Origin of the sequence: Crocinitomix algicola, assembly GCF_001661595.2 — a bacterium.
Classification (GTDB): Bacteria; Bacteroidota; Bacteroidia; order Flavobacteriales_D; family Crocinitomicaceae; genus Crocinitomix; species Crocinitomix algicola.
In genome coordinates, this window is record NZ_LYPF02000020.1 from 25,500 (window position 1) to 49,158 (window position 23,659).

General features: G+C 34.4%; 18 protein-coding genes, 1 tRNA gene and 2 pseudogenes. 8 read left to right on the forward strand and 13 right to left on the reverse strand.

Annotated features, from left to right (window positions below; all coding sequences use genetic code 11):
- Nucleotides 1-17 precede the first annotated feature (17 nt).
- Nucleotides 18-1,706 (reverse strand): PhoX family protein, encoded by a 1,689-nt coding sequence (locus A8143_RS13050; protein WP_066759235.1) that lies wholly within the window; start codon nt 1,704-1,706, stop codon nt 18-20.
- Between the two features lie 191 nt (nt 1,707-1,897).
- Here A8143_RS13050 and A8143_RS13055 point away from each other — a divergent pair, with 191 nt between their 5' ends.
- The 5 genes from A8143_RS13055 (at nt 1,898) to A8143_RS13075 (ending at nt 8,438) form a co-directional block, all read left to right on the forward strand.
- Complete coding sequence (locus A8143_RS13055; RefSeq protein WP_066759236.1) at nt 1,898-2,896, forward strand: Gfo/Idh/MocA family protein; 999 nt, start codon at nt 1,898-1,900, stop codon at nt 2,894-2,896.
- A gap of 41 nt (nt 2,897-2,937) precedes the next feature.
- Nucleotides 2,938-3,813: a hypothetical protein gene (locus tag A8143_RS13060; RefSeq protein ID WP_066759238.1), complete on the forward strand. Its 876-nt coding sequence runs from the start codon at nt 2,938-2,940 to the stop codon at nt 3,811-3,813.
- The gene (locus tag A8143_RS13065; protein WP_066759240.1) at nt 3,810-5,210 is read left to right on the forward strand and encodes a sugar transferase; all 1,401 of its coding nucleotides are present in this window, start codon (nt 3,810-3,812) and stop codon (nt 5,208-5,210) included. Before A8143_RS13060 ends, A8143_RS13065 begins: the two co-directional genes overlap by 4 nt.
- Nucleotides 5,211-5,299: 89 nt before the next feature.
- A complete protein-coding gene (locus A8143_RS13070; RefSeq protein ID WP_066759242.1) occupies nt 5,300-8,056 on the forward strand; it encodes a PAS domain S-box protein in 2,757 nt (918 codons plus the stop codon).
- Nucleotides 8,043-8,438 carry a response regulator gene (locus A8143_RS13075; protein ID WP_066759243.1) on the forward strand — a complete coding sequence of 132 codons (396 nt, stop codon included), beginning with the start codon at nt 8,043-8,045 and terminating at the stop codon, nt 8,436-8,438. The genes A8143_RS13070 and A8143_RS13075 overlap by 14 nt, the downstream gene beginning before the upstream one ends.
- 5 nt (nt 8,439-8,443) lie before the next feature.
- Here A8143_RS13075 and A8143_RS13080 read toward each other — a convergent pair whose 3' ends face one another.
- The 6 genes from A8143_RS13080 to A8143_RS13105 all read right to left on the reverse strand — a co-directional run bounded on the left by A8143_RS13080 (nt 8,444) and on the right by A8143_RS13105 (nt 17,078).
- Nucleotides 8,444-9,832, reverse strand: a complete 1,389-nt coding sequence (locus A8143_RS13080) for an aminotransferase class V-fold PLP-dependent enzyme (RefSeq protein ID WP_066759371.1) — start codon at nt 9,830-9,832, stop codon at nt 8,444-8,446.
- Nucleotides 9,833-9,922: 90 nt separating this feature from the next.
- Nucleotides 9,923-10,384, reverse strand: a complete 462-nt coding sequence (locus tag A8143_RS13085) for a hypothetical protein (protein ID WP_066759245.1) — start codon at nt 10,382-10,384, stop codon at nt 9,923-9,925.
- 88 nt (nt 10,385-10,472) lie between these two features.
- Nucleotides 10,473-13,952 carry an efflux RND transporter permease subunit gene (locus tag A8143_RS13090; protein ID WP_066759247.1) on the reverse strand — a complete coding sequence of 1,160 codons (3,480 nt, stop codon included), beginning with the start codon at nt 13,950-13,952 and terminating at the stop codon, nt 10,473-10,475.
- 8 nt (nt 13,953-13,960) lie between these two features.
- Nucleotides 13,961-15,085 (reverse strand): efflux RND transporter periplasmic adaptor subunit, encoded by a 1,125-nt coding sequence (locus tag A8143_RS13095; RefSeq protein ID WP_083261382.1) that lies wholly within the window; start codon nt 15,083-15,085, stop codon nt 13,961-13,963.
- Nucleotides 15,086-15,130: 45 nt separating this feature from the next.
- Nucleotides 15,131-16,474: a TolC family protein gene (locus A8143_RS13100; RefSeq protein WP_066759251.1), complete on the reverse strand. Its 1,344-nt coding sequence runs from the start codon at nt 16,472-16,474 to the stop codon at nt 15,131-15,133.
- Nucleotides 16,461-17,078: a TetR/AcrR family transcriptional regulator gene (locus tag A8143_RS13105; RefSeq protein ID WP_066759253.1), complete on the reverse strand. Its 618-nt coding sequence runs from the start codon at nt 17,076-17,078 to the stop codon at nt 16,461-16,463. Before A8143_RS13105 ends, A8143_RS13100 begins: the two co-directional genes overlap by 14 nt.
- Nucleotides 17,079-17,230: 152 nt before the next feature.
- Here A8143_RS13105 and A8143_RS17330 point away from each other — a divergent pair.
- Together A8143_RS17330 and A8143_RS13110 are read left to right on the forward strand one after the other, a co-directional pair.
- Nucleotides 17,231-17,362 (forward strand): annotated as a pseudogene (locus A8143_RS17330) (ribonuclease H1 domain-containing protein); the annotation flags it as partial.
- A gap of 66 nt (nt 17,363-17,428) precedes the next feature.
- A pseudogene (locus A8143_RS13110) lies at nt 17,429-18,049 on the forward strand (ribonuclease H1 domain-containing protein); the annotation flags it as partial.
- A gap of 331 nt (nt 18,050-18,380) precedes the next feature.
- On the opposite strand, the gene A8143_RS13115 reads toward A8143_RS13110, so the two are convergent.
- The 5 genes from A8143_RS13115 to sucC all read right to left on the reverse strand — a co-directional run bounded on the left by A8143_RS13115 (nt 18,381) and on the right by sucC (nt 22,343).
- Nucleotides 18,381-18,468, reverse strand: a tRNA-Ser gene (locus tag A8143_RS13115).
- Nucleotides 18,469-18,557: 89 nt separating this feature from the next.
- Nucleotides 18,558-19,544: a LacI family DNA-binding transcriptional regulator gene (locus tag A8143_RS13120; RefSeq protein WP_066759255.1), complete on the reverse strand. Its 987-nt coding sequence runs from the start codon at nt 19,542-19,544 to the stop codon at nt 18,558-18,560.
- 113 nt (nt 19,545-19,657) lie between these two features.
- Nucleotides 19,658-20,251, reverse strand: coding sequence for a hypothetical protein (locus A8143_RS13125; RefSeq protein WP_066759259.1), 594 nt, complete (start codon nt 20,249-20,251; stop codon nt 19,658-19,660).
- A gap of 1 nt (nt 20,252) precedes the next feature.
- Nucleotides 20,253-21,029, reverse strand: a complete 777-nt coding sequence (gene map / locus A8143_RS13130; protein ID WP_066759260.1) for a type I methionyl aminopeptidase — start codon at nt 21,027-21,029, stop codon at nt 20,253-20,255.
- Nucleotides 21,030-21,131: 102 nt separating this feature from the next.
- The gene (gene sucC, locus A8143_RS13135; RefSeq protein WP_066759261.1) at nt 21,132-22,343 is read right to left on the reverse strand and encodes an ADP-forming succinate--CoA ligase subunit beta; all 1,212 of its coding nucleotides are present in this window, start codon (nt 22,341-22,343) and stop codon (nt 21,132-21,134) included.
- Nucleotides 22,344-22,563: 220 nt separating this feature from the next.
- Here sucC and A8143_RS13140 point away from each other — a divergent pair, with 220 nt between their 5' ends.
- Nucleotides 22,564-22,824, forward strand: coding sequence for a hypothetical protein (locus tag A8143_RS13140; RefSeq protein ID WP_066759263.1), 261 nt, complete (start codon nt 22,564-22,566; stop codon nt 22,822-22,824).
- A gap of 52 nt (nt 22,825-22,876) precedes the next feature.
- Here the strand turns inward: A8143_RS13140 and A8143_RS13145 are convergent, their stop codons facing one another.
- Entirely contained in the window at nt 22,877-23,644 is a 768-nt protein-coding gene (locus A8143_RS13145; RefSeq protein ID WP_066759265.1) for a YdcF family protein, read from the reverse strand.
- Nucleotides 23,645-23,659 lie beyond the last annotated feature (15 nt).

Genomic DNA, 23,659 nt, shown 5'->3' on the forward strand with positions numbered 1-23,659 from the left:
AGATTTAAAAGACTTTGTTACTTTAAGTAGTTATAATGTGTGAGCTTTTCAAGTAGTTCACCCGTAATTGCTACAACAGATGGTTTAGGAATTCCATCAGCATCAAATGGCCATTTACTGGTAGTTTTTTCAATACTTTCTGATAGTTCCCCAGGATGTTGAACACTTAAAAAAAGAGTTTTCCCGTCAGGAGCAAACCATGGACCAGTCAATTCTGCATCTGTTGGAGCTGAAGCGACTTGAATAACCTCTCCTTCCCGTTCACCGTAGCGAGGAATCACAAATAAGCCGTTATTTTTAAATGAATTATAAGGTTTTTCAGGATGATTCATTGATGTTCCTGAAATATCAGAAGTAATCCAAAGATTTCCTGCTAAATCAAAAGCCAAATTATCTGGACAAGAAAATCCATTCGCTTCTCCTCCTGCCTTGTATGTTGATGCTTTGAAAGAAAGTGCATCGTATGCCCCTTTGTCTTCTTCAATTTTTAAAATCGAACCATGAAAATCTCCCTTAGCTTTATTATTTGTAAGAGAAACAAAAATATGGCCAGTAATAGGATCTATTTCGATATCCTCTGGGCGATTTAATGGAGTGGCTCCTAAAATTTTTGCAGCTTCTCGTGCTCTTATTAAAACTTCGGTTTGATTAGTGAATCTTTCCTGCAATTTTGACTGAGTTTCCCACACCATTGGTATCCATATTCCATTGATTGTATCAGCCACATAAAGAGTTCCTTCTTTCAATGAGCCGGGTTTAGATGAAATGAATTTATAAAGGTGTTCATCATTCTTATCATCACCCGAATAAGCCACAATGCGTTTATCTTGCAATTCAAACAAAGTACAACATTCATGTGCAAACCTTCCCAAAGCCACGTGTTTAAGAGCTTTTCCGTTTTGCGGATTAACTTCCACAACCCAACCATAATGTTCGGGTGGAAAATCATAAAATAAATCCCAACCCATGCTGCTCATTCTTTTAGAGGCTACATTTTGTGCATCAAATTCACGTTCTCCAAAAAAACTATCATAATTTTCCTCACAAGTTAAAAAAGTATTCCATGGTGTAATACCTCCAGAACAATTACTATTGGTACCTATAGCCTCTTTCGCTCCATAAATGGGCTCATCCCAATTGAATTTAATTTTTGTGTGTCCCGTTATTCTTCTATTGCGCGGATCATTAAGAATCGGTTTCCATTTTCCATTCACTTTTTGAACACGAACGATCGAACCGCCAACATTGTACATTTCCTTATTCACTTGATCGACTGTGCGATGTTCACTTGGATTTTTTAATTCGTTACGATTAAATCCTGACACAAACAATGGATTTACATATTCATGGTTCACCCACAACAGTCCGTCATTGGGGTTGTCATCGGATATTGGAATAAAACAATTGAAGTCATTATTAAATCCGAAAGTATCTTTTTCATTTATCTTTTCTCCCCAACTTAACACCACATGATAACTTAATCCTTGCGCCAATAATAAATCGTCTTTGTCGGTAGGTTTTATACCTTTAACCTCTATTTTTTTAAGACGATTAAAATAATTTTCATCGTTTTTGACTTTTTTTAAGGGTGTTGTGTTATTTCCACAGCCGGCTAAGAATGGAGGTATTATTGTAAGCCCCACTGAAGCCTTGCCTAAAAATGATATAAACTCTCGACGATCGTAAACGTTTGACTTCTTTTCCATCAACACTATATGTTTTTATTTATCCTTCAACTAAAATAGTGTTGATATATGGAACATCAAAGTCAATTATTAAAATTAAACTACAACTGTTAATAAGATGATACCAATTCGTATTTCTATATTCAAATTGACTATATCTTTGCAACATCCACAGTAGTTGCATTGTGGACAACAATAAATAAAATAGCAATATGTTAAAAATTGGATTATTTGGGCTGGGGCATTTAGGAAAAATTCACGCAAAATTAATATTGGAACTAAATAATAAATTTGAGTTTGTTGGCTTTTATGATCCAAATGATTCGAACGCAAAATTTGGAATAAATGAGCTGGGAATAAAGCGATTTGAAGACATTCAGGATTTAATTCAAGCGGTTGATGTCATTGACATTGTAACACCCACAGTCTCTCATTTCGATATTGCTGCAAGTGCTATTCGGCAGTCGAAACATGTTTTTATTGAAAAACCTGTAACGCAGACGGCAGAAGAAGCTCGAAAATTACGTGAATTAGCTCAAGAAGCCGATGTTAAAGTTCAAGTTGGTCATGTAGAACGGTTTAACCCGGCATTTAAAAATGCGGTACCGTACATATCAAACCCCATGTTTATTGAAACGCATCGATTGGCGCAATATAACCCAAGAGGAACCGACGTTCCAGTAGTTTTAGACTTAATGATTCACGATCTTGACATTATATTAAGTACGGTAAAATCTACGGTAAAAAGGATTAGCGCATCTGGAGTTGCTGTTGTTAGTGAGACTCCTGATATAACAAACGCCAGAATAGAGTTTGATAATGGTTGTGTGGCCAACCTAACTGCTTCTAGAATATCATTGAAAAATATGCGTAAATCGAGATTCTTTCAAAAGGACGCATATATCTCCATAGACTTCTTAACAAAAGAATCGGAGGTCGTTAAAATGACAACGTTAACTTCCGAACCCGACCCTTTTGACATTGTTTTTGATTTAGGTGAAGGAAAATCAAAAAAGAAAATAGAAATTTTTAAACCAGAAGTTTTAACTAGTAATGCAATAAAAGAAGAGCTTGATACTTTTGCTCAATCTATTGAAAATGACACTACTCCAATCGTCTCAATTGAAGATGGTGAAAGTGCTTTAAATGTAGCATTACAGATTATGGAGAAATTAAAGTTAAATGGAAATTTGATTAAAGAAAATATTTAATGTTTTTTTGCGTTTTGATTAAAGAACCGTAATATTTTCAAATGATTAGAAAGTTACTCACTACAGCAATTATCCTTATTGTAATTCTTGGTTGTAAGAAGGTAGACACTACTCCGTCTTGGGTGCGAATTGATGCTTTCACACTTACTACAAATGAAGTTGAAGAAGGGGCTAACAGCCACAATATAACTGATGCTTGGGTTTTTATGGATGGCAAAGCTTTGGGTGTCTATGAACTTCCTTGTAAATTCCCTGTTTTGGCAGATGGTGAGCATGAATTTGTCATTTATCCAGGCATAAAAAACAACGGGATTTCTAGTTCAAGAATGCGGTACCCATTTTATACAAGTTTTGAAGAAACGGCTACTCTAACGTACCATGACACTTTAATTTTTGAACCCAAAACGGCCTATTCAAGTGCTACCGGATTCGCATTTATTGAAGATTTTGAAAGTGCCGGAATAGCATTTGTGAAGGGACCAACTTCTGACACCAACATTCGGTTCGTAACGAAAGCAGAACAACCAGAAATAGTGAAATATGGTGACAAATGTGGTTTAATTACCCTTCAAGGTAATGATACCCTATATGCCGGCAGTACACAGGAGAGCTTAATTCTACCAAAATCAAAAGAAGTCTTTTTAGAAATAGACTATAGAAATAATAATTCGATAGCCACTGGTGTAATTTCTGGATTTATAGATGGTACTGTTCAAGAACACACACCTCTCGTTATACTTAACCCTCAAGACAACGGACAAGAAGTTTGGAAAAAAATCTACATCAATTTGAGCGAAGATGTTAGTGCCTATAGTAATTCAGTGAGTCATGAATTTTACCTTTTAGCTTCACTTGACGATAATATTTCTGAAGGAAACATATACATAGACAATATCAAAGTAGTATACGCTAAATGAATTTTAAAAAAAGGTCACTTACCCTTGTCTTAATCGATTTTTTAACCGCCGCATTGGTGTGGTATCTTTTTTACATTTATAGGATAACGACTATAGAACACACTGATATTGTTTTTAAAAAAGGTTTTTTTCTTGGAATTTTTACCCTTCCCTTTTTTTGGATATTCATTTATGCTCTGCAAGGTACATATCATAATGTTTTGCGACATTATAGACTTAAAACAATTAAACAGACCCTTTTTGGAACCATTGTCGGTGTAATAATCGTTTTTTTCTCCATAATTCTAGATGATTTTGGCCATCTCTTGCTTTACCAACAATATTATAAATTATTCATTGTTCTATTTTTACTTCATTTTTTCATTACCCTTATTCCTCGTTTTATTATTACCTCAATTCATGTAAAAAAAATTCACAAAGGAAAAATTGGGTTTAATACGATAATGATTGGTGGAAGTGTCCGCGCAGTTGAACTTTATGATGAACTTAAACAATTAAAACCAGCCTCAGGCCACCACTTTATTGGATTTGTAAACATTAATGGTAATGACTTTGATTTAGAAAAAAGTCTTCCACTTTTAGGACATATCGAAGACATTGATAAAATCCTTAAATCAACCTCAGTAGCGGAGGTTATAATCGCAATTGAAAGCTCTGATCATGAGCGACTTAAAAAAATCATCACCAAGCTCTCAGGATATAACATTAGAATAAACCTTATCCCTGACGCTTATGATATTCTATCTGGACAGGTCTCAATGTCAAGTATTTTTGGAGCTCTTTTGTTAACTACCAACAATAATAATATGCCTGATTGGCAGGTGGCCACCAAAAGAATTTTAGACATAATAATTTCTGGCTTTGCATTAATTTTACTAATTCCTGTCTATATAATTCTTGCCATAGCCGTTAAATTCAGTTCCAAAGGTCCAATTTTTTTCTTACAAGAGCGAATTGGGAAAGACCGTAAACCATTTAATATTATTAAGTATCGAACAATGTTTGTCAACGCTGAAAAAGATGGACCGAAACTATCTAGCACTCATGACAACCGGATAACCAACGTTGGTAAATTTTTAAGAAAAACGAGATTGGATGAATTCCCTCAATTCTGGAATGTACTCATTGGTGAAATGTCTTTAGTTGGTCCGCGCCCTGAAAGACAATATTTTATAGACAAGATTTCCAACCACGATCCCCAATATTTATACTTACATAAAGTGAGGCCTGGCATTACTTCTTGGGGGCAGGTAAAATTTGGATATGCAGAAAATGTTGAACAAATGCTTCAACGAATGAAATACGACCTACTATACATTCGAAATATGTCTATTGCCCTTGATATCAAAATAATGTTCTACACAGTAGCAATAATCTTTAAGGGAAAAGGAAAATAAGTTTTCATTTCTTGTTCAAATTAAAATTTGAATTTATTATATTGCAATAGGCTGATAAGCCTTAAAATGATTAATAAGCAAATTTGATAATGATAGGCCCAACCATTCCTAAAGACGAAGATGAAAGACTAAATACCTTAGAATCGTATAAAATTTTAGACACATTAGAGCAGGATGATTTCGATTTTATCACAAAGATGCTGGCATCAATATGTGGAACTAAAGTAGCATTAATCAGTTTAGTGGATAAAGATAGACAGTGGTTTTTATCACATCATGGATTAGATGCGCGCCAAACTCCAAGGGAATTAGCTTTTTGTGCGCATGCCATTAACGAGCCCGAAAAGATTCTTTCTGTTGAAGATGCCCGAAAAGACGAACGATTTCATGATAACCCTTTAGTTACAGGTGATCCTCATGTTATCTTTTATGCTGGAGTACCTTTAGTTTCAGAGGATGGTCAAGCTATAGGTACTTTGTGTGCGATTGATGACCAGCCGAAAAAGCTAAATCATGAACAAAAAGACAACTTAAAGAGTTTAGGTCGGCAAGTAATGAACCTTCTTGAGCTAAGAAGGGAACGCTATAAAACTGTTGAAAAAAGCCGTCAATTTGAAAATTATTTTGAAAATAACCTCGATTTATTATTAATAGCCGACAATCGAGGTACATGTATCAATATCAATAAACAATGGAATATTCTTCTTGATTACAATGATGAAGATTTAGTCGGTAAAAAAGTGTTTGATTTTCTGCACCCCGATGATCGTGAAAAAACGCGATTAGCGGTATCAAAGTTAAATAAGTTACAAAAGATTCGCAATTTGAATGTTCGTTTTAGAAATAAAGAAGGTGAATATCGAACATTAGAGTGGCAAGCAAACCCAGATAACAACTTAATTTATATCTCAGCTAAAGATATAACAGAATCAATAAAAGAAAAGCAATTAATTCAAACCCTAACCGAGCGGAATAATGCGATTATGTCGTCGTTAAACAAAAACACGCTGGTTAGTTTTACGGATGTCGAAGGCACAATTATATATGCCAATAGTATTTTTTGTGAAACATCTGGCTATAAAGAAGAAGAGCTTATTGGTCAATCACACAAATTAATCAACTCTGGATATCATCCCAAAGATTTTTGGGTAAAAATGTGGAAGACTATTGCAGCTGGTGAAGTTTGGAGAGAAGAAGTATGCAACCGTAAGAAAGATGGATCTCTTTATTGGGTAGATACTGTTATTCATCCAATAAAAAATAGATCGGGCAAAATATATCAGTATATCGCTATTCGCTATTTAATAACCGAACGAAAACAAGCTGTAAGGCAACTTAGTTTAAGTGAAGAAACCTTTAGAGGAAGTTTTGAATTCGCGGGTATTGGTATGGCTCTTGTAGGCTTAAAAGGTGAATGGCTTCGGGTCAATGAAAAAGTACTAGATATTGTAGGTTACGAGCGGGAGGAATTGCTAAAAATAACCTTCCAGGATATCACGCATCCTGATGATTTAGAAATTGATTTAAAGCACTTGGAAGGCTTAGTTGAGGGAAAAATCGACCATTATCAAATTGAAAAGCGGTATTTTCATAAAACCGGTAGATTAGTTTACGTTATTCTATCCGTTTCTATGGTGAGAGATATGGACGGAAACTTATCACATTTTGTTTCGCAAATTGTTGATATTTCAGCAGCTAAACGTGCCGAAATGGCATTGCATGAACTTGCATCAAAAAATCAAGCAATTCTAGATGCCAGTACTGAAGTAGCGATTATTGGAACAGATGCTTTTGGTAGAATTCACACTTTTAATAAAGGAGCACAAAATCTACTAGGTTATACTGCTGATGATGTTAGTGGAGAAACCAGTCCAAACTTCATTAAAAATAAAGAAGAAATATTATCAAATAACTCTTTTTTCGAAGAGAGCTTACAGTCAGACCTTTCAATGTTTGAAATTCTAAAAACAATTGCTGAAGAGGGAACCAATGAAGCCCAAGAATTAACTTTCCAGCATAAGAATGGTGAAGATTTTCAAGTCTACGCAAATATTACGCCGATTATTAATGATGATGAATTTAAAGGATTACTTCTAGTGGCCGCAAATCTGAGCCAAATCAAGAAAACTGAAGAGGAACTAAAATTGGTATTGAACCTGACAAAGCGGCAAAATGAACGATTGAAAAACTTTGCCTATATTGTATCACACAATCTACGAAGTCATTCTGGTAATTTATCTACTTTATTAAAGATTCTCATTAAAGAATTCCCTTCAATTGAGCATCACAAAGTAACAGATCTCATAAGTAAATCATCCATCAACTTGGAGGAAACAATTGCTCATTTATCTGAGGTTGCTATGCTAAATGCTAATGAACTAAAACAACTCGACCCTATTCATTTAGGTCATGCTCTAGATAATGCCATTAGCACTGTTCAATTCAAGGCCAATGAAGAGAATATTAAAATCATTAACGAAGTTCCAAAAAACCTTACTATATTCGGGGTCGCAGCATATTTAGATAGCATATTGTTGAATTTCTTAACGAATGCGATTAAATACAGCTCGAAAGAAAGAGACAGTTATATAAAAATTTACACTTCGTACAAACGTAACTTTTTGGTGCTACACATTGAAGATAATGGCGTTGGTATTGACATGAAAAGGCATGGTTCTAAACTATTTGGAATGTACAAAACATTTCATGAACATGAGGATGCAAGAGGAATCGGATTATTCATTACCAAAAATCAAATTGAAGCAATTGGAGGTCACGTAGAAGTATCGAGTGAATTAAACAAAGGGACAACATTCCACATTTATTTGAAATATGAAGAAAATTGATCTAGCTTGTATCATAGACGACGATCCAGTTCACATTTTTGTGACAACAGATGAGTTAGAAAAAACAAAAATGTTCGATACCATTACTTCCTATAAGAACGGTAAAGAAGCCTTTGAAGCATTAAAAGCAATACATGAAAGTAAAGAGCAACTACCAGATTTAATTTTATTGGATTTAAATATGCCTATCTGGGACGGTTGGGACTTTTTGGATGAATTTACACAACTTGATATTGAAGAGAAAATCGTCATTTTAATTATAACAAGTTCAAACAATCCCGAAGATATCCTAAAGGCTAAAAACTACGATGAAGTTCAAAATTTTGTCGTTAAGCCCGTAACAGCGGATTTAATAATGGATGAGTTAAAAAATTATCAATAATAAGTCTACTTTTGATAGGTAGCACGGATAAACTCAATGAATTTGTCTAAGTCTACCTGTCTTGTTGGTATCCCAACAGATACACGAACAGCACCGCGTTTATTGCTAAAGAAAGTCAACGCTGATTCTATATTGGGATTTTCTGTATGCTCGTAAAAACTATCAATTTCACAGGCAGATACATGATGATTAATTTCATCAAGACCGGGATTACAAAAACACCCCGAACGGATAGAAATGTTTAATTGGTTTGCTGCTTGCTCAACATGATAAAATGGAATCATTTTCCCTAAATTATCTTTTACATTAAATATGACTGTTCCACCAATTGAATCATGAGTTGTCGGTCCATAAACCGTAATCATATCCTCCCCATTATGGTGTTTTAATTCCCTTAAAGACTGACAGAGATACGTTCTTAAATTGTAAATTCTTTTGGAAATCCTTTCAATACCGATTGTTTGAATATAGTCTAAACCTATTTTTACAGCAGGTATATCTAGATAATTAATCGTACCATCTTCAAATCGTTCATGATTTTTCATCAAATAAAAGCGATTGACAACGTTCGAAACCATCGATACCGTTCCTCCTGCAAACCAAGGCTTTAACAGTTTTTCAAATTTATCTTTTCGAATCAGTAAGCAACCAAGCCCTGTTGGATAACCGAAGATTTTATAGAATGACATTGTGACAAAACAAGGTTGAACTTCTTTAAGATCAAGCTTAGAAGTAGGTACAAAGGCGGCTGCATCCAATAAAACATCCCAACCCTGATCTTTTGCTATCTTTACCCAAGTTAAATCGTGCTTTACTCCTGAAACATTAGATTGTGCTGGAAAGCCAAATAATTTTATTTTTTTATCAGGATATGCTTTTAACCTTTTTTCTAAGAGCTCCTCATTTATTGTTAAATCAGAATCATTAACATCTACAAACTCAAATGATGCCCCCTTTTTATCCGCAAATTCACGAATTCCATTAACCGAATTGTGATTATCCATCAACAGCGTAAAGTGTGCTTCTTTTGAAAATGGATAAGATTCGCCAATAATTTTTAAAGCACCACTCGCATTGGGGGTAAAAACACAAAAATAATCATCAGCATTAAAATATTCTATTACAGCTTGACGAGCCTCCTCTACCCGTTCTGTAGATAATTTTGATGTCGGATTTGACGAATGCGGATTGCCTAAAACATGATTCAATAAGTAAGTTTGATGTTTTAATATTTGCGATGCAGCATATAGCCCACCTCCCGTATAATCTAAATAAACTTGATTCTGCTCTGTTAATCGACTGTATTCGGTTTGATACAAACCCAAGAAAAAATTTTCATCCTCGATACAATTCTGCCTTTTTTCTTTTGATTTAAATAGGTTTAAAACATTCATATCAATTGGTATTTGTATTTGGACCAAATATATAAAAACCAACGAAATTGCCTGATAAAAAGGACTTTCATTCTTGTAAACCAAAAAGATTTAATTCAACCTTTGCTTATTCCAAATTGTAATTAAACGATCAGCTTCTTGTAAAAAAGCATTATAGATATAAAAAGTTTGGGGTGTTTGTCCCTTATTTAACAATCCAATCTTGTAAACTTCATAAATCAATTGAAAAATATTGGAATTTACAAGCTCTATTGATACTTGTGGGCTCGCATGAAAAGATTCGTAGACTTCTCTAATTCGAAGGACTTTTCGTTGTTCTGCTTTCGTTAAATTTTCTTTAGCCATTAATTCTGAAAAACTGGGTAACAATGTACGAGACATCATCACAAACCTCTGCAAAACATGTACAGCTTTTATTCGTTCGTTAATTGTCATAGTAAAATGTTTGTCAAAAGCGAATAAGTAATTGGAATACTTGCCGATGCTTCCATTACTCCATGTCACTTTAATGTTGCGTATTAAATTGAAGTAACCTTTAAATAATAAACGCATATTTTACTTGAATCGTTGGATGTATAAAACGAAAAAGGGAGAATTTCGATTTGAAATCCTCCCCTATCTGTAATAAAATACACATTAATTAAATGGTTGAGCGCATTTTTGTATTCGTTATTTTAAACAACCATAATTTAAATCTGTAAAGTAATAAATACATCACTGGAACGATAACAAGTGTCAAGAAAGTAGCATATGTCAATCCAAAAATAATGGTCGTAGACATAGGTCCAAAGAACAGCGTATTGTCTCCTCCTTGATAATAATTCGCGTCAAAATCTGTCAACAATGTGGTAAAATCAATATTCCATCCCATCGCCAGTGGTACCAATCCTAGAACTGTTGTAATCGCTGTCAATAATACGGGACGCAACCTTGTTTTACCTGCAATAATTATAAACTCAATTACTTCTGATAAAGGAAGTTGTTCAAACTCATTTAAACCAAGTTCTTCTCGACGCCTCATACGAAGTAAATTCGTATAATCAATCAATACAATCGCATTGTTCACAACAACACCAGCCAAGGAAATAATTCCGATCATTGTCATAATTATTACGAAATCTAACTGGAAAATTACTTCTCCAATAAATACTCCAATGAGTGAGAATAACACGGCAAGTAAAATAATTACAGGAGTTGTAAAAGAGTTGAATTGTAGAACAATTACCAACAATATTATAAATACAGCAATCAATAAGGCTTGAACCAAGAATGCAGATTCTTCTTGTTGCTCCTCTTGTTCACCTGTAAATTCATAAGTTACACCCGGAAGAACGTCATTATCCATCGTATATTCAGCAGCTAATTCTTTTAATTGAGCTACCACTTCATTCGCGTTGTATCCTTCTGATACATTGGAAAATACAGTAACAATAGGAATCAAGTCTTTATGTTTTACAGAACTATATGTATTGGTTGGTTTAGGTTCTTTGATCAAGGAGCGAATTGGAATACGCAGCATCTGACCTTTGTTGTTTCTAAAAATCAACTTTTGATTCATTAATGCATCGAGGTCATTTCTCGAATCTTCATTGAATCTAACAACCATATCATAAGTTTCGTCACCTTCTTTAAAGGTAGAAATGTCATTTCCAAAAAGCGCAGTTCGAATTGCTTGTGCAATTTGACCAGTTGATGTATTAAACAAACGCGCCTTATCACGATCTACCTCAATTTTTAACTCCGGTTTACCTGTTTCCACGTCCAACTTCAATTTTTCAACACCAGGTACGTTTTTACGATCAAGGAAAAACCTTAACTTTTCAGCCTCTTCAATTACTAGATTATAATCAACATCTCCCCCCACTTCAATGTTAATTGGTGCAGCAGTTGGCGGTCCTTGAGCATCTTTATCCACGGTTATATTAATATCTGCAGGAAACTTATTTTTTAAACCTGCAGAAATACGCTCCATAATTTTACCCGTATTATAATCTCCTCTGTATTTAAACTCTGAAAAGTTAACCTGCACACGCCCTTTATAAGGTGTATTACCCATTGATAAATTTCCTCCACTATTGTCTGAGGCCCCTTCCCCAACTTGAGAAATAATTGATTGGATGATCCATTCATCGTATGGTTTACCTACAGTATCTCCAATTTCATTGGGTAAAATCTCTTCATTAATAATTCGTTCAACCTCCAAAGTAGTTTGGTTGGTTACTTTAATATCAGTTCCTATTGGATGCTCAATAAACACATTAACGTAATTTGGTTGATTATCTGGAAAGAATAACACTTTAGGCGTGAAAACTCCTATTAATCCTATTGAAACAAAAAGTAAGAAAATTACACCTAAGAAAAAGACAACAGGTCTTCTTTTAAACAGAGCAAACTTCAGGAACTTTTCGTAAAAGCTTTCAAGAATTGGAAGGAATTTCTCTTGGAACCATGTCGAAGCAGGACTCAAAACAAAAATATTGAGGATAATAAATAACCCTATAAGAATCAAAAAATTACTAAAACCGGTACTTACAGCCATCAAAAGCAATCCTAATACGATAAAAATTCCAGCAAATATTAAAGGTTTGCGTTTCGTTCCTTTTTCACCTCCAACCTTCATGTAAATTGCCGTTAATACAGGGTTAATTACAAGCGCAACGAAAAGAGATGATCCCAAAACAATTATTAATGTGATTGGTAAATATTTCATAAATTCACCAATAATTCCTGGCCATAAAGCTAAAGGAACAAAGGCTCCTAAAGTAGTAGCTGTTGAAGCAATAATAGGCCAAGCCACTTCACCAACCCCCTTACGCGCAGCCGTGAAAGAATCAACCCCCTCTTCCATCAAACGTTGAACATTTTCAACCACCACAATTCCATTATCAACCAACATACCTAAAGCAAGTACTAAGGAGAATAAAACCATTGTATTCAAGGTAACTCCCATTGCGGATAGAATAAGAAATGACATCAACATCGAAAGCGGAATGGCTACACCAACAAATAATGAGTTTCTTAAACCTAAAAAGAATAACAGTACACCTACAACTAGCAATATTCCGAAAATAATTGAATTTTCCAGGTTAGAAACCATTTCTTCCGTTTTTCCAGACTGATCGTTTGTCACAGAAATATTGACACCGGCAGGAATTACACGTGACTCTTTTACATCATCTAAAATAGCCATGATTTTTTGTGAAGCCTCAATCAGGTTTTCACCACTTCTTTTCTTCACATCGAGCATAACAACAGTTTGCCCTCGCTCTCTTGCGTAAGAAGTCGTATCTGCATCGGCAAAACGAATTTCAGCTATATCTCTTAAATAGACCGGTTTATAATCCTCTTGCTTAACAATAACATTACCTATTTCTTCCGCAGATTTAAATTTACCATCAATCTGTATTGTTCTTTTAGTAGATCCATCAAGGTATTCTCCACCTGAAATGGTAACATTCTCATTACCAATGGCATTTTGTATATCTGTGAATGAAACATCAACAACTTCTGCCTTTCCCGGGTCAACCATTATTTGCATTTCTTGCTCTTGAGTTCCACGGATGTCTACTTCCGATATCTCCGTTAAATCCTCAATTTTATCCTCAAGAATTTCAGCAAATTCGTTAAGCTGAACGATAGAATAATCACCAGATAAGTTAATATTCATGATCGGCATTTCCGAAACATCAAGTTCAAAAATATTCGGTTCAACAGGTAAATCTGTAGGGAAATCTTTACTTGCTCGCGCTTTGTCAACAGCATCTTTTACATCCTGCAAAGCTTCTTTTGTTGAAACATTGAAGTTGAACTCTACTTGGATAGTCGCGTATCCATCGATAGAAGTCGATTTGATCTCTTCTACATTTTTTACCGTTTTCAATTCTTTTTCTACAGGATCAGTAATCTTATCCGCAATTAATTCAGGTGAATTACCCGGATATGCAATCCCAATATATATTTCAGGAATCTGTAATTCAGGAAAATTTTCTTTCGGCATACTTCGATATGCAGAAAATCCCCCGATCAATATCATGGCAATAAAAAGATAAACCGTTTTACGGTTCTTTACTGCCCAAGTAGAGATCCCAAATTCCTTTTGGTTTTCTATTGATTTACTCATTTTCTTTTTTATTGAATGACAACTCGGTCTGTTTCAGTAATTCCTTTTGCTCCTTTTTCGGCTAATAAATCATCATGTTTAATCGGCCCTTCAATACAAGAGTATCCATCGAATTTTTTAATTACTGTGATGTATACCTTTTCAACTTCATACAATTCTTCATTTGGAACTTTTGTAAGACGATAAACAAAACTTTTATTCTCTGTATCTTGCAAGATTGACTCGCTATGCACTACCATCGCACTATCTCTTTCAAAATCAGTAACGTTTACTTCAGCAAACTGATTCGGAAGTAAAATTTTATTATTCTTGATATTTACCTGAATTCTAAACGTACGGTTAGTTGGATCAATATAATTTCCTTTGTTTGTTACTTTTGAAATGATGCTCGTATCATTTAATGAAGGAAAATTTAATTCAACTGGAGTACCAACATGCACTTTAGCAAGTAGATTTTCAGACAAAGATGCGTTAATGGTAATTTCATCATTATTAACGATTCGTAAAATTGGAATTTGTGGGGCCGCCATTTCTCCTTGTTTTACCATAATATCATCAATAACCCCTGAAAATGGAGCTCGAACAATTGTTTTACCTTTTTGAGAACGTAACGTTTTAAGACTTTTCTCTAAAGACAATTTTTGGTTTTTAGCTTGCTCATATTCCACTTCAACTCCCACACCTTTATCCATGAGCTCTTGTTGCTTTTTAAACATATATTCAGCCAACTCCAGTGATGTCTCTAATTCATCAATATTTGAAGCCAAAATCTCTGAATCGATTGTTAAAAGAGTCTGTCCCTTAGATACTTTTTGACCTTCTTTTACATGAATCTTTTCAATAACTCCACTCGCCTCAGCGTTAATAAGCGCATTTTGATCCGTTTCAACAGTTCCTGGGACCTCTACTTTATGCACAAAATCTTGAACTTTTGCCTTAGAAGCGGAAACGATTGGAATGACAATGTTTTTAGTTGTATCCAATTCTTGAATACGACTATTGACTACAGCAAGCTCAGCTTTAAGTGAATCTCGTTTACTCTCTAAAGCTGCTAAATCAGCCGAAGTTTCAGCCGGTCCACATGCCACCAATAAGGCACTCATTGTAAAGAAATAAAATAGTTTCTTTTTCATTTTATCTAGTTTTACCCTGATTTTGGTTATTCAGGTTTTCTGTTTTTATTTATTATATAATTTGTCCAATTGAACTTTAATATTTAACATATCCATCACAGCCATAATATAACTGCCTTCAGCATTTAACAACTGATTCTGTAATTGTGTAACCTCTAAAGCAGAAACTACTCCTGTTTCATTCCTTAAGATTGCTCTTGTGTAAATACGCTGTGCCAAATCAACACTTGACTTTTCTAATTCAACCAGTTCTAGAGCGGATTGAAATGACGTTTTTAACTGCAGCTCTTGAAATTTCAGTGATTTCTCAAGATTTTCAAGATTATTTTGATCTTGTTCCACTTTAATTTCAGCTTGCTGCACACGAACAATTTTCTGACCACTGCTGGTAATCGGAATTTGAAGATTTACTCCCCAAATAGTTGTTGGATACCAAGGTTTGTCTTCAAAAAAATCAAATTCATTTCTGAAGGCATTTTGCGAATGGGTAAAAAATGCTCCCAACGAAGGCAGATATTTCGCCTTTTCATTCTTTAAACTATACTCGTCTAGTATTTTTTGTTGCTCCATCATCACGTAGTTGCTATTCTCTTTAATTGTTGCATCCTGTAAAAGGGGGCTATCCGAATTCATACGATCTAAAACAACTTCTAAAGTTTCAGTTAACAACAACTCTTTACTAAAATCATAACCCATTTGAAGCTTCAATAAATTCATCGCTACTTCAGCTTGGCGAATTGCATTATTTTTAGAAGATTGAATTCGATTATATGCAATCTCAACTTGGTCAGCCTCTTCCTGTGGAATCATGCCACTCTCAACAAAAGCGCTTGTTTTATCCCATAACGATTTCGTGGCATACAAAATTGAATCCATTAACGACACATTTTCATTCGCAACAAGTACATTGTAATAAGCTTCACGAACAAGGGCTTTAACTTCTTGTTTTGAATTGTGTGCTGCAGTGGTTGACATTTTCTGAAAGAATTTTGAAAACTGTAATCCTACAATATACGACCCATCAAAAATTAGCTGCGAAGCATTTAAAGTTGCTGACGTGCTAAATTCCTGTCCCATTCTAAACTCCATAACAGAACCTTCAGGTGCCATCGGATTAAATAAGCTAGCGTCAACCACCGAAGTTGGTATATCCAATAATTGTTGAAATTGACCTTCAATATTTATTTGAGGTAATCCAATTGCAGTTGTTTCCCAAACTTGTTTTCTAGCAATCTCTACATCTAAAAGTGCATTTTTAACCTTTTCATTATTAGATACCCCGTAATTTTCAGCATCTGTTAATGAAAAACTATTGCTCTCCTCTTGTGCGAGACTATAACCTCCTGGTAAACATAGTGCAACTGCTATGAGTAGTTTATAAATTTTCATCTTTTTTTATTAATTCTTGTAACTTTTCTAAACCTTTTAAACTTGCTATTCCACGAATGTGGTATCTGAAATATTCAGAATAAATTGCTTCCATCTTATAATCTGCATCCGCCAAAATTTCACCTTTCATCACCCCATCCATCGTTCTTAAATGAAATTCTGCGATAATCTCAGGATTTACATTGTCCCGATAAACCCCTTGTTTAATCCCATTATTCAAATTATCGATTAACCGTTGTTTTACAATTTTGAACTTATATTGATCAATCAACTTCAAAACATTGGGGTGGTATTTTTTTAAGTCAAAAAATATGGAAGGGTGAATAGATCCTAGGGTTTTGGCCAAATAACGCCCCACCTCTAATAGCTCTTCTATCGCTCCCATTTTTTTCTTAAAAATCATGTTCATTCCTTCCTTGTCCGAACACTGAACAAAATTAAGACACTCTTCTACTAATTCGTTCTTATCTTTTACATGGAGATAGAGCGTCTTTTTTGAAACACCAAGTTGACGGGCCATTTCGTCCATCGTCACACTTTTTATGCCGAATTTCATGTAAACCGCTACTGCAGACTCAATTATCGCCTTCTTTTTTTCATCCATGGTGCAAATGTACTTCAAATATTACTAGCGGAAACGTTTTACCTATTTTTTGTTTCCAACTATTCAATAGTTTTCAATCAAATGATCATTTCTTTCATTCAAACACCCTTTTTTATATATCAAAATTCCATTTATAATTCTAATTTTGAACCATGGCTAAAAAACAAAAGTACTATGTTGTTTGGGAAGGAAACACTCCCGGTATTTACGATAGTTGGGAGCATTGTCAGCGTGAAATAAAAGGATATCCAAATGCAAAATTTCAATCTTTCTCATCTCTCGAACAAGCGCGTAAAGCCTATAAAGATCCCTCTAGTGTTCGTGAATCAAAAAAATCCAAAAAAACGTATTACTATGTTGTTTGGCATGGCCATCAACCTGGTATTTATACTAATTGGAATGACGTCCTAAAGCAAATAAAGGGATTTCCAAAAGCCATTTATAAAACATTTGGAAGTAAAAAACTGGCCGAACAAGCCTTTCAAGAACATCCGGATAAATATAAAGATGGTGATTACAAAAAAACCAAAGACCTTAGTAGCGAAGAGCTTGAAAAAATAGGTCGTCCTATAGAATTAAGTTTGGCCGTTGATGCGGCATGTAATGGTAAAGGTGATTTTGAATATCAAGGCGTTTGGACCTATAGTAAGGAAACTATTTTTAAAGTAGGACCCTATAAAAAAGGATCAAATAATATTGGTGAATTTTTAGCTTTAGTTCATGCATTAGCTTTTTTGAATGGACATAAAGACCCTAAGATGAAAAAAATGCCCATCTATTCCGACTCCAAAATTGCAATGGGTTGGGTGCGTGGTAAGATCTGTAAAACAAATAAAAAACCTATCCCCGAAGTGCACAACCTTATTTTACGTGCAGAAAAATGGCTACGCAATAATTCTTTCTCGAATCCAATTTTAAAATGGGAAACCAAAGTTTGGGGTGAAATTCCTGCAGATTTCGGACGTAAATAAGAAAAGTGCAGATTTGGCCACCTTTTCGCGTCATTCGTTTTAGTTGGCTGCTGTTATGGCTAGCCAAAACTACACCACTGTTCAGTTTCCGCTGGTCACTGTAAAGTGTTTAGTTTGCTCGGCCAAACAATGCGCCAAGCTACCACTGCTACCGCGGGTGGTAAACTCTAACCCATCTAATCAGTACAAACCTAAATCCTATAAAATTCTGAAAGCACTTTTTGCGCGTTACTCAATTTTTTGAACTTTATTACATTTCTGTATTCGAACCTAAGTAAATTTCGTTTTATTCCACAAAAAAAGCTGAGTACATCATACTCAGCTTTTTTTGTGGAGAGACGGGGATTCGAACCCCGGGTACCCGATTAGGGTACGCTTGTTTAGCAAACAAGTCCTTTCGGCCACTCAGGCACCTCTCCAATACTTCATCGCTATCGTTCTAGCGGGTGCAAATATATAAATTTCATAGAATGCGACAATAAAGTTTTACAATAAATTCATGTTTTTTTTATCGTTCAATTAAACTTGTTTCAAGCACTTGTTTTTGAACAAGATGCCCCTCTTTGTTTTTTATTTGCCCTAACAATAATTCGATCGCTTTAAGCCCAATTTCATTAATTGGCTGAGCAATTGAAGAAATTTTAGGATTTACAAGGTCAAAAATCTCAATATCATCAAAGCTAATGATCTTAATGTCGTTTATACTATCCTGAGTATTACTTGCATTCTTTAAAATACTTTTTGCAATATTATTATTGGCACAGAATATACCGTCATAATCTCCTTTACGAACTTCAATTAAAGCATTATGAACCGCTCTGTCTATATTATCATGAGGTATCTGAAAAAGTTTCGCCTTACTTTTATCTGTTACAGCATTAAGATACCCCTTAACACGTTCAGCTATTGAACTAATATAAACAGGAGAAATTGAAAAACAAACTGGATTTTTAACTCCTTTTTTATATAAAAATTCAATCGCTTTCTCTGCTCCTTCAATATTAGAAACCGAAACCGCATCAACATCTAAATCATCAAAAACACGGTCAACAAGAACTAAGGGTACATTATTATCTTTTAGTCCCTTTAACTCATTTTTATCATCAAAAGATGATGCTAAAATTAACCCATCTATATTTCTATTAATCAAGTCGGTAATTAACTTCTTCTCTTTTTGCACATCCTCATAAGTATTAGAAATAATTAGATTATAACCTTTAGCATACGCATCTTGTTCTATTGCTTTACATAATTTACCGTAAAAAACGTTTGAAACATCAGGAACGATTACCCCAATAGTATTTGTTCTACCCACCCTTAATCCTCTAGCATACTGGTTTGGAACATAATTAAGTTCTTTTGCTTTTACACGAACTCTTTCTTGTGTTTGCTTATTAATTCCCCTCTCATCCCCTTTTCCATTCAGCACAAGTGAAACCAATGCTTTCGATACGCCTAAACTTTCAGCGATATCCTTTAAAGAAACTTTCTTCATAATTATAAATAGTTGGTTGGTTGATTATTAAACCAAAATCTGTTCAAATTATGATTAGTAAAAAATATAGTTGGTGTTCCTTTAAAGATAACTAAAACTTTTAGATTAAAGAATTAGATGAAAAAATATTTAAAAATATCGAGTAAAAAATGAAGTAAAAAAAGAGCGCTAACAACTACTAAAGTATGTTGATTTTTAGAGGTTAAACGTGATACTGAAATGAAAAAAAGTATAAAAAACAGATTTAAAAAAATATCGGCTAAAAGGGGCTCAGTGGTAAATCCTAAACTTACATTCAGAACCAATAGAACAAGAAGTATCATTCCCACCCATTTATATTTTAATGATTTAATTAAGAAGATTAGCATTGTTATAATGAATCCATAAAATACAAATGCTCCAGAAAAAAGAAACCACGGTTCATTTGCAAAATTGTTAAGCAATTGCAAATCCAAGCGATCCACCAAAAAACCTACGGTAAACTCATCTGCCAATGCTTTTAATGCAAATGTCAAAACTGCTAAAAACACGATTCCACTCCCCTTTTCTTTTCGATTTATAATCGCAAATGCCACAGCAACAAGAAATAAAATGAGTTCATTAAAAAAGAAAGGAGCTAAAAATGCTCCCAGTTTAAAAAACGATGTTATCGCATAGAACAGGAAAATCAAAAAAATTCCAACACTTATCTTTACCTCTCTAATCACCTTATACTTGTCCTAATGCTTCATAGATATAATCAAAGGTAGATAAGATTACAGGTTTACCATCTACTACCGCAACATCATGTTCAAAGTGTGCAGAAGGTTTACCATCACCAGTTAGAATTGTCCAACCATCAGCAAGTTGATTAATTTTTTCCGTTCCCATATTAATCATCGGCTCTATGGCGATCGTTAATCCGTTTTGAATTTTTTTCCCTCTACCTCTTTTACCATAGTTGGGCACTTGAGGGTCTTCATGCATCGTTCTACCAATTCCATGTCCAACGAGTTCTTTCACTACCCCATAACCATGACTTTCAGCGTGTTGTTGAATAGCAAAACCAATATCTGATATTCGATTACCAACTCTAGTTGCTTCAATGCCCTTATACAAACACTCTTTGGTAACCTTTAAAAGTTCTTTTGTTTCTTCAGCTACTTCACCAACTTCAAAAGTATAAGCGTGGTCTCCATAAAAACCATTTAAAATAGCTCCACAATCAACAGAAACGATATCTCCATCTTCAAAAGGTTTATCGTTAGGAATGCCATGAACAACTTCCGTGTTCGGTGAAATACAAAGGGTGTTTGGAAAATCATATAACCCCAAAAAGCCCGGTATGGCTCCATGATCACGAATGCATTCTTCAGCAATTTTATCTAATTCTAAACCGGTCACACCAGGTTTTAGAACTTTAGCGATTTCACCTAAAGTTTTAGAAACAACTAAAGCTGCTTTTCGCATTAATTCAATCTCTTCGGCATTTTTGTATATAATCATAGTACAAAATTAATCATTTGATTTCTTTTGAAATCAACTTTTAAACAAATAAAAAACCTCACTCTAACAAGAATGAGGTTTATATTATATATTGATTTTAGTCTATTTCAGAACTTTTGATACTAGGTCTGCTGCCTCTTGTAATAGAACTGCAGAGTGAACATTTAATCCTGACTCGTCAATTAATTTTTTAGCTTCTTCAGCATTTGTTCCTTGTAATCGAACAATGATCGGAACAGGAATTTCTCCCATATTTTTGTATGCATCTACAATTCCTTGTGCCACACGATCACATCGAACAATTCCACCAAAAATGTTCACCAAAATGGCTTTTACATTTGGGTCTTTTAGAATTATACGGAAAGCTTTTTCTACTCGCTCCGCATCCGCTGTTCCACCTACATCAAGAAAGTTGGCAGGATTACCACCTGACAATTTAATGATATCCATTGTCGCCATTGCTAAACCAGCTCCATTTACCATACACCCAACATTTCCGTCAAGGTTAACATAGTTCAGTCCAGCTTCACCTGCTTCAACTTCTGTTGGATCCTCTTCAGTCACATCTCTCATCGCAGCGTAATCTTTATGTCTAAATAAAGCATTGTCATCCAATGTTACTTTCGAATCAACAGCGATAATCTTGTCATCTGAAGTTTTTAATACTGGATTAATTTCAAACATTGAAGCATCACAACCTTCATAAGCGGAATACAATGCGTATACAAATTTTGTCATTTGTTTAAAAGCTTGTCCGCTTAACCCTAAGTTAAATGCAATTCTTCTTGCTTGAAAACCTTGAAGCCCAACTCTTGGGTCAACTGCTTCTTTGAAAATTAAATGTGGGGTTTCTTCAGCAACTGTTTCTATATCCATTCCTCCTTCTGTAGAATACATAATTATATTCTGCTCACTTTCACGATCTAAAAGCACAGACATGTAAAATTCAGATGGCTCTGATTCTCCTGGATAGTAAACATCCTCAGCAATAAGAACTTTATTCACCTTTTTTCCTTGCTCATTGGTTTGAGCAGTAACAAGGTGTCCTCCTAGAATTCCTTTTACTTTTTCCTCAACGTGATCAATTCCTTTTGCTAATACAACTCCGTTAGACTGTGTTTCAGTAACAATTCCTTTTCCTCTTCCACCTGCGTGAATTTGGGCTTTTACCACAAACCACTCTGTTCCAGTGTTTGCTGATAATTCTTTTGCTTTTGCGACAGCTTCCTCTGCATTATCCACTACTACTCCTCGCTGAATTGCTACGCCGAAGCTTTCTAATATTGATTTTCCTTGATATTCGTGTAAATTCATTTGCTGTTATTTTATGGATTGTAAAAGTAATTTTAATCTTTTTAAATACCAATCAAATGAAGTTTTTTTTGGGTAAAACAAAATGAATTGGCGAAACTTTTAACAACAACTTGCCATTAGTCTAAAATTTTTATCATTTCACAGAAAAACACATTTGCATAAAACAAGTCTAAAGAGATATTTCTATATTAGAAGCATTAATTAATAAAAAAAAGAAACGATGAGTTATTATAAAACTATTGATGGCGAAAAATATGATGGGGAATTATTAGAATTAGCAGAAAAATTAACATCTGGAGCTGGAGATGGTAGATTATCAAAGGACGATGCTTCACAAATTTTAGAAGCTGTTATGGACGGGAATAGCTATACAGATATCGAAAAAGCAACTGTTAAATATATCCGTGAGAATTATAAATGGACGGATGCTGCTGACGAGTGGTTCAGAACTGAGATCAGAAAATGGGCTGCAACTAAATAAAAACACACTAAACATCTTGAAGAGTCCCTCGTTTGATATAAACGGGGGATTTTTATATGTATCCAGAAATACGATAAGAAATATAACCTATCCATTCGTGAATTAAGCGGTACCAATCAATAAAGTTACTTGCATTTGGAATTAGATACTGATCAAAAGAATAACCTCTTATTTCTCCTGTATAATGATCAGTAGTGAAAGTATCAAAATTCTTAAAACCTGCTTTTTCAAAACAAGCTTTTGCTCTTTTCATATGCATTGCACTTGTCACCAATAAAACAGAATTTAATTCGGGATATTTTTCTAATAATTTCTTTGAAGCAGTAGCATTTTGATGCGTATTTTTTGATTCGTCTTCAACCAATATATCAGCAGCTGGAATTCCGAAATCAATTAAATTTTGCTTGAATTGCTCGGCTTCATTCAACTCATCCTCTATCAAGTAACCATTTGAACCAGAGATTAGAATTTTATCTACTTTCTTCAAATGATACAAATGCATTGCCTGCCATAACCGATCAGCACCTCTTCTTATGCTCAATCTTTTATGGTTATTATCATATTCTGCCATTCCGGTCAGAACAATAGCCACATCATAATGCTTTACATCTTTTATCTGCACCCCATCTTCCTCCCATAATCTTGCAAATTCAGAAAAAACTACAGTATTTGTAAAAAATAAGGTGAAAATAATAGCCAAACGATAAGACCATTTTTTTAGCTTTTCCCGCTTAATTATCCAACCTAAAAAAACAAAAATGAGTATCCAGGAGAATGGATGCACTAAAAATGCGAAAACTTTCGACAGAATAAAGAACATAATCGATGATTAACA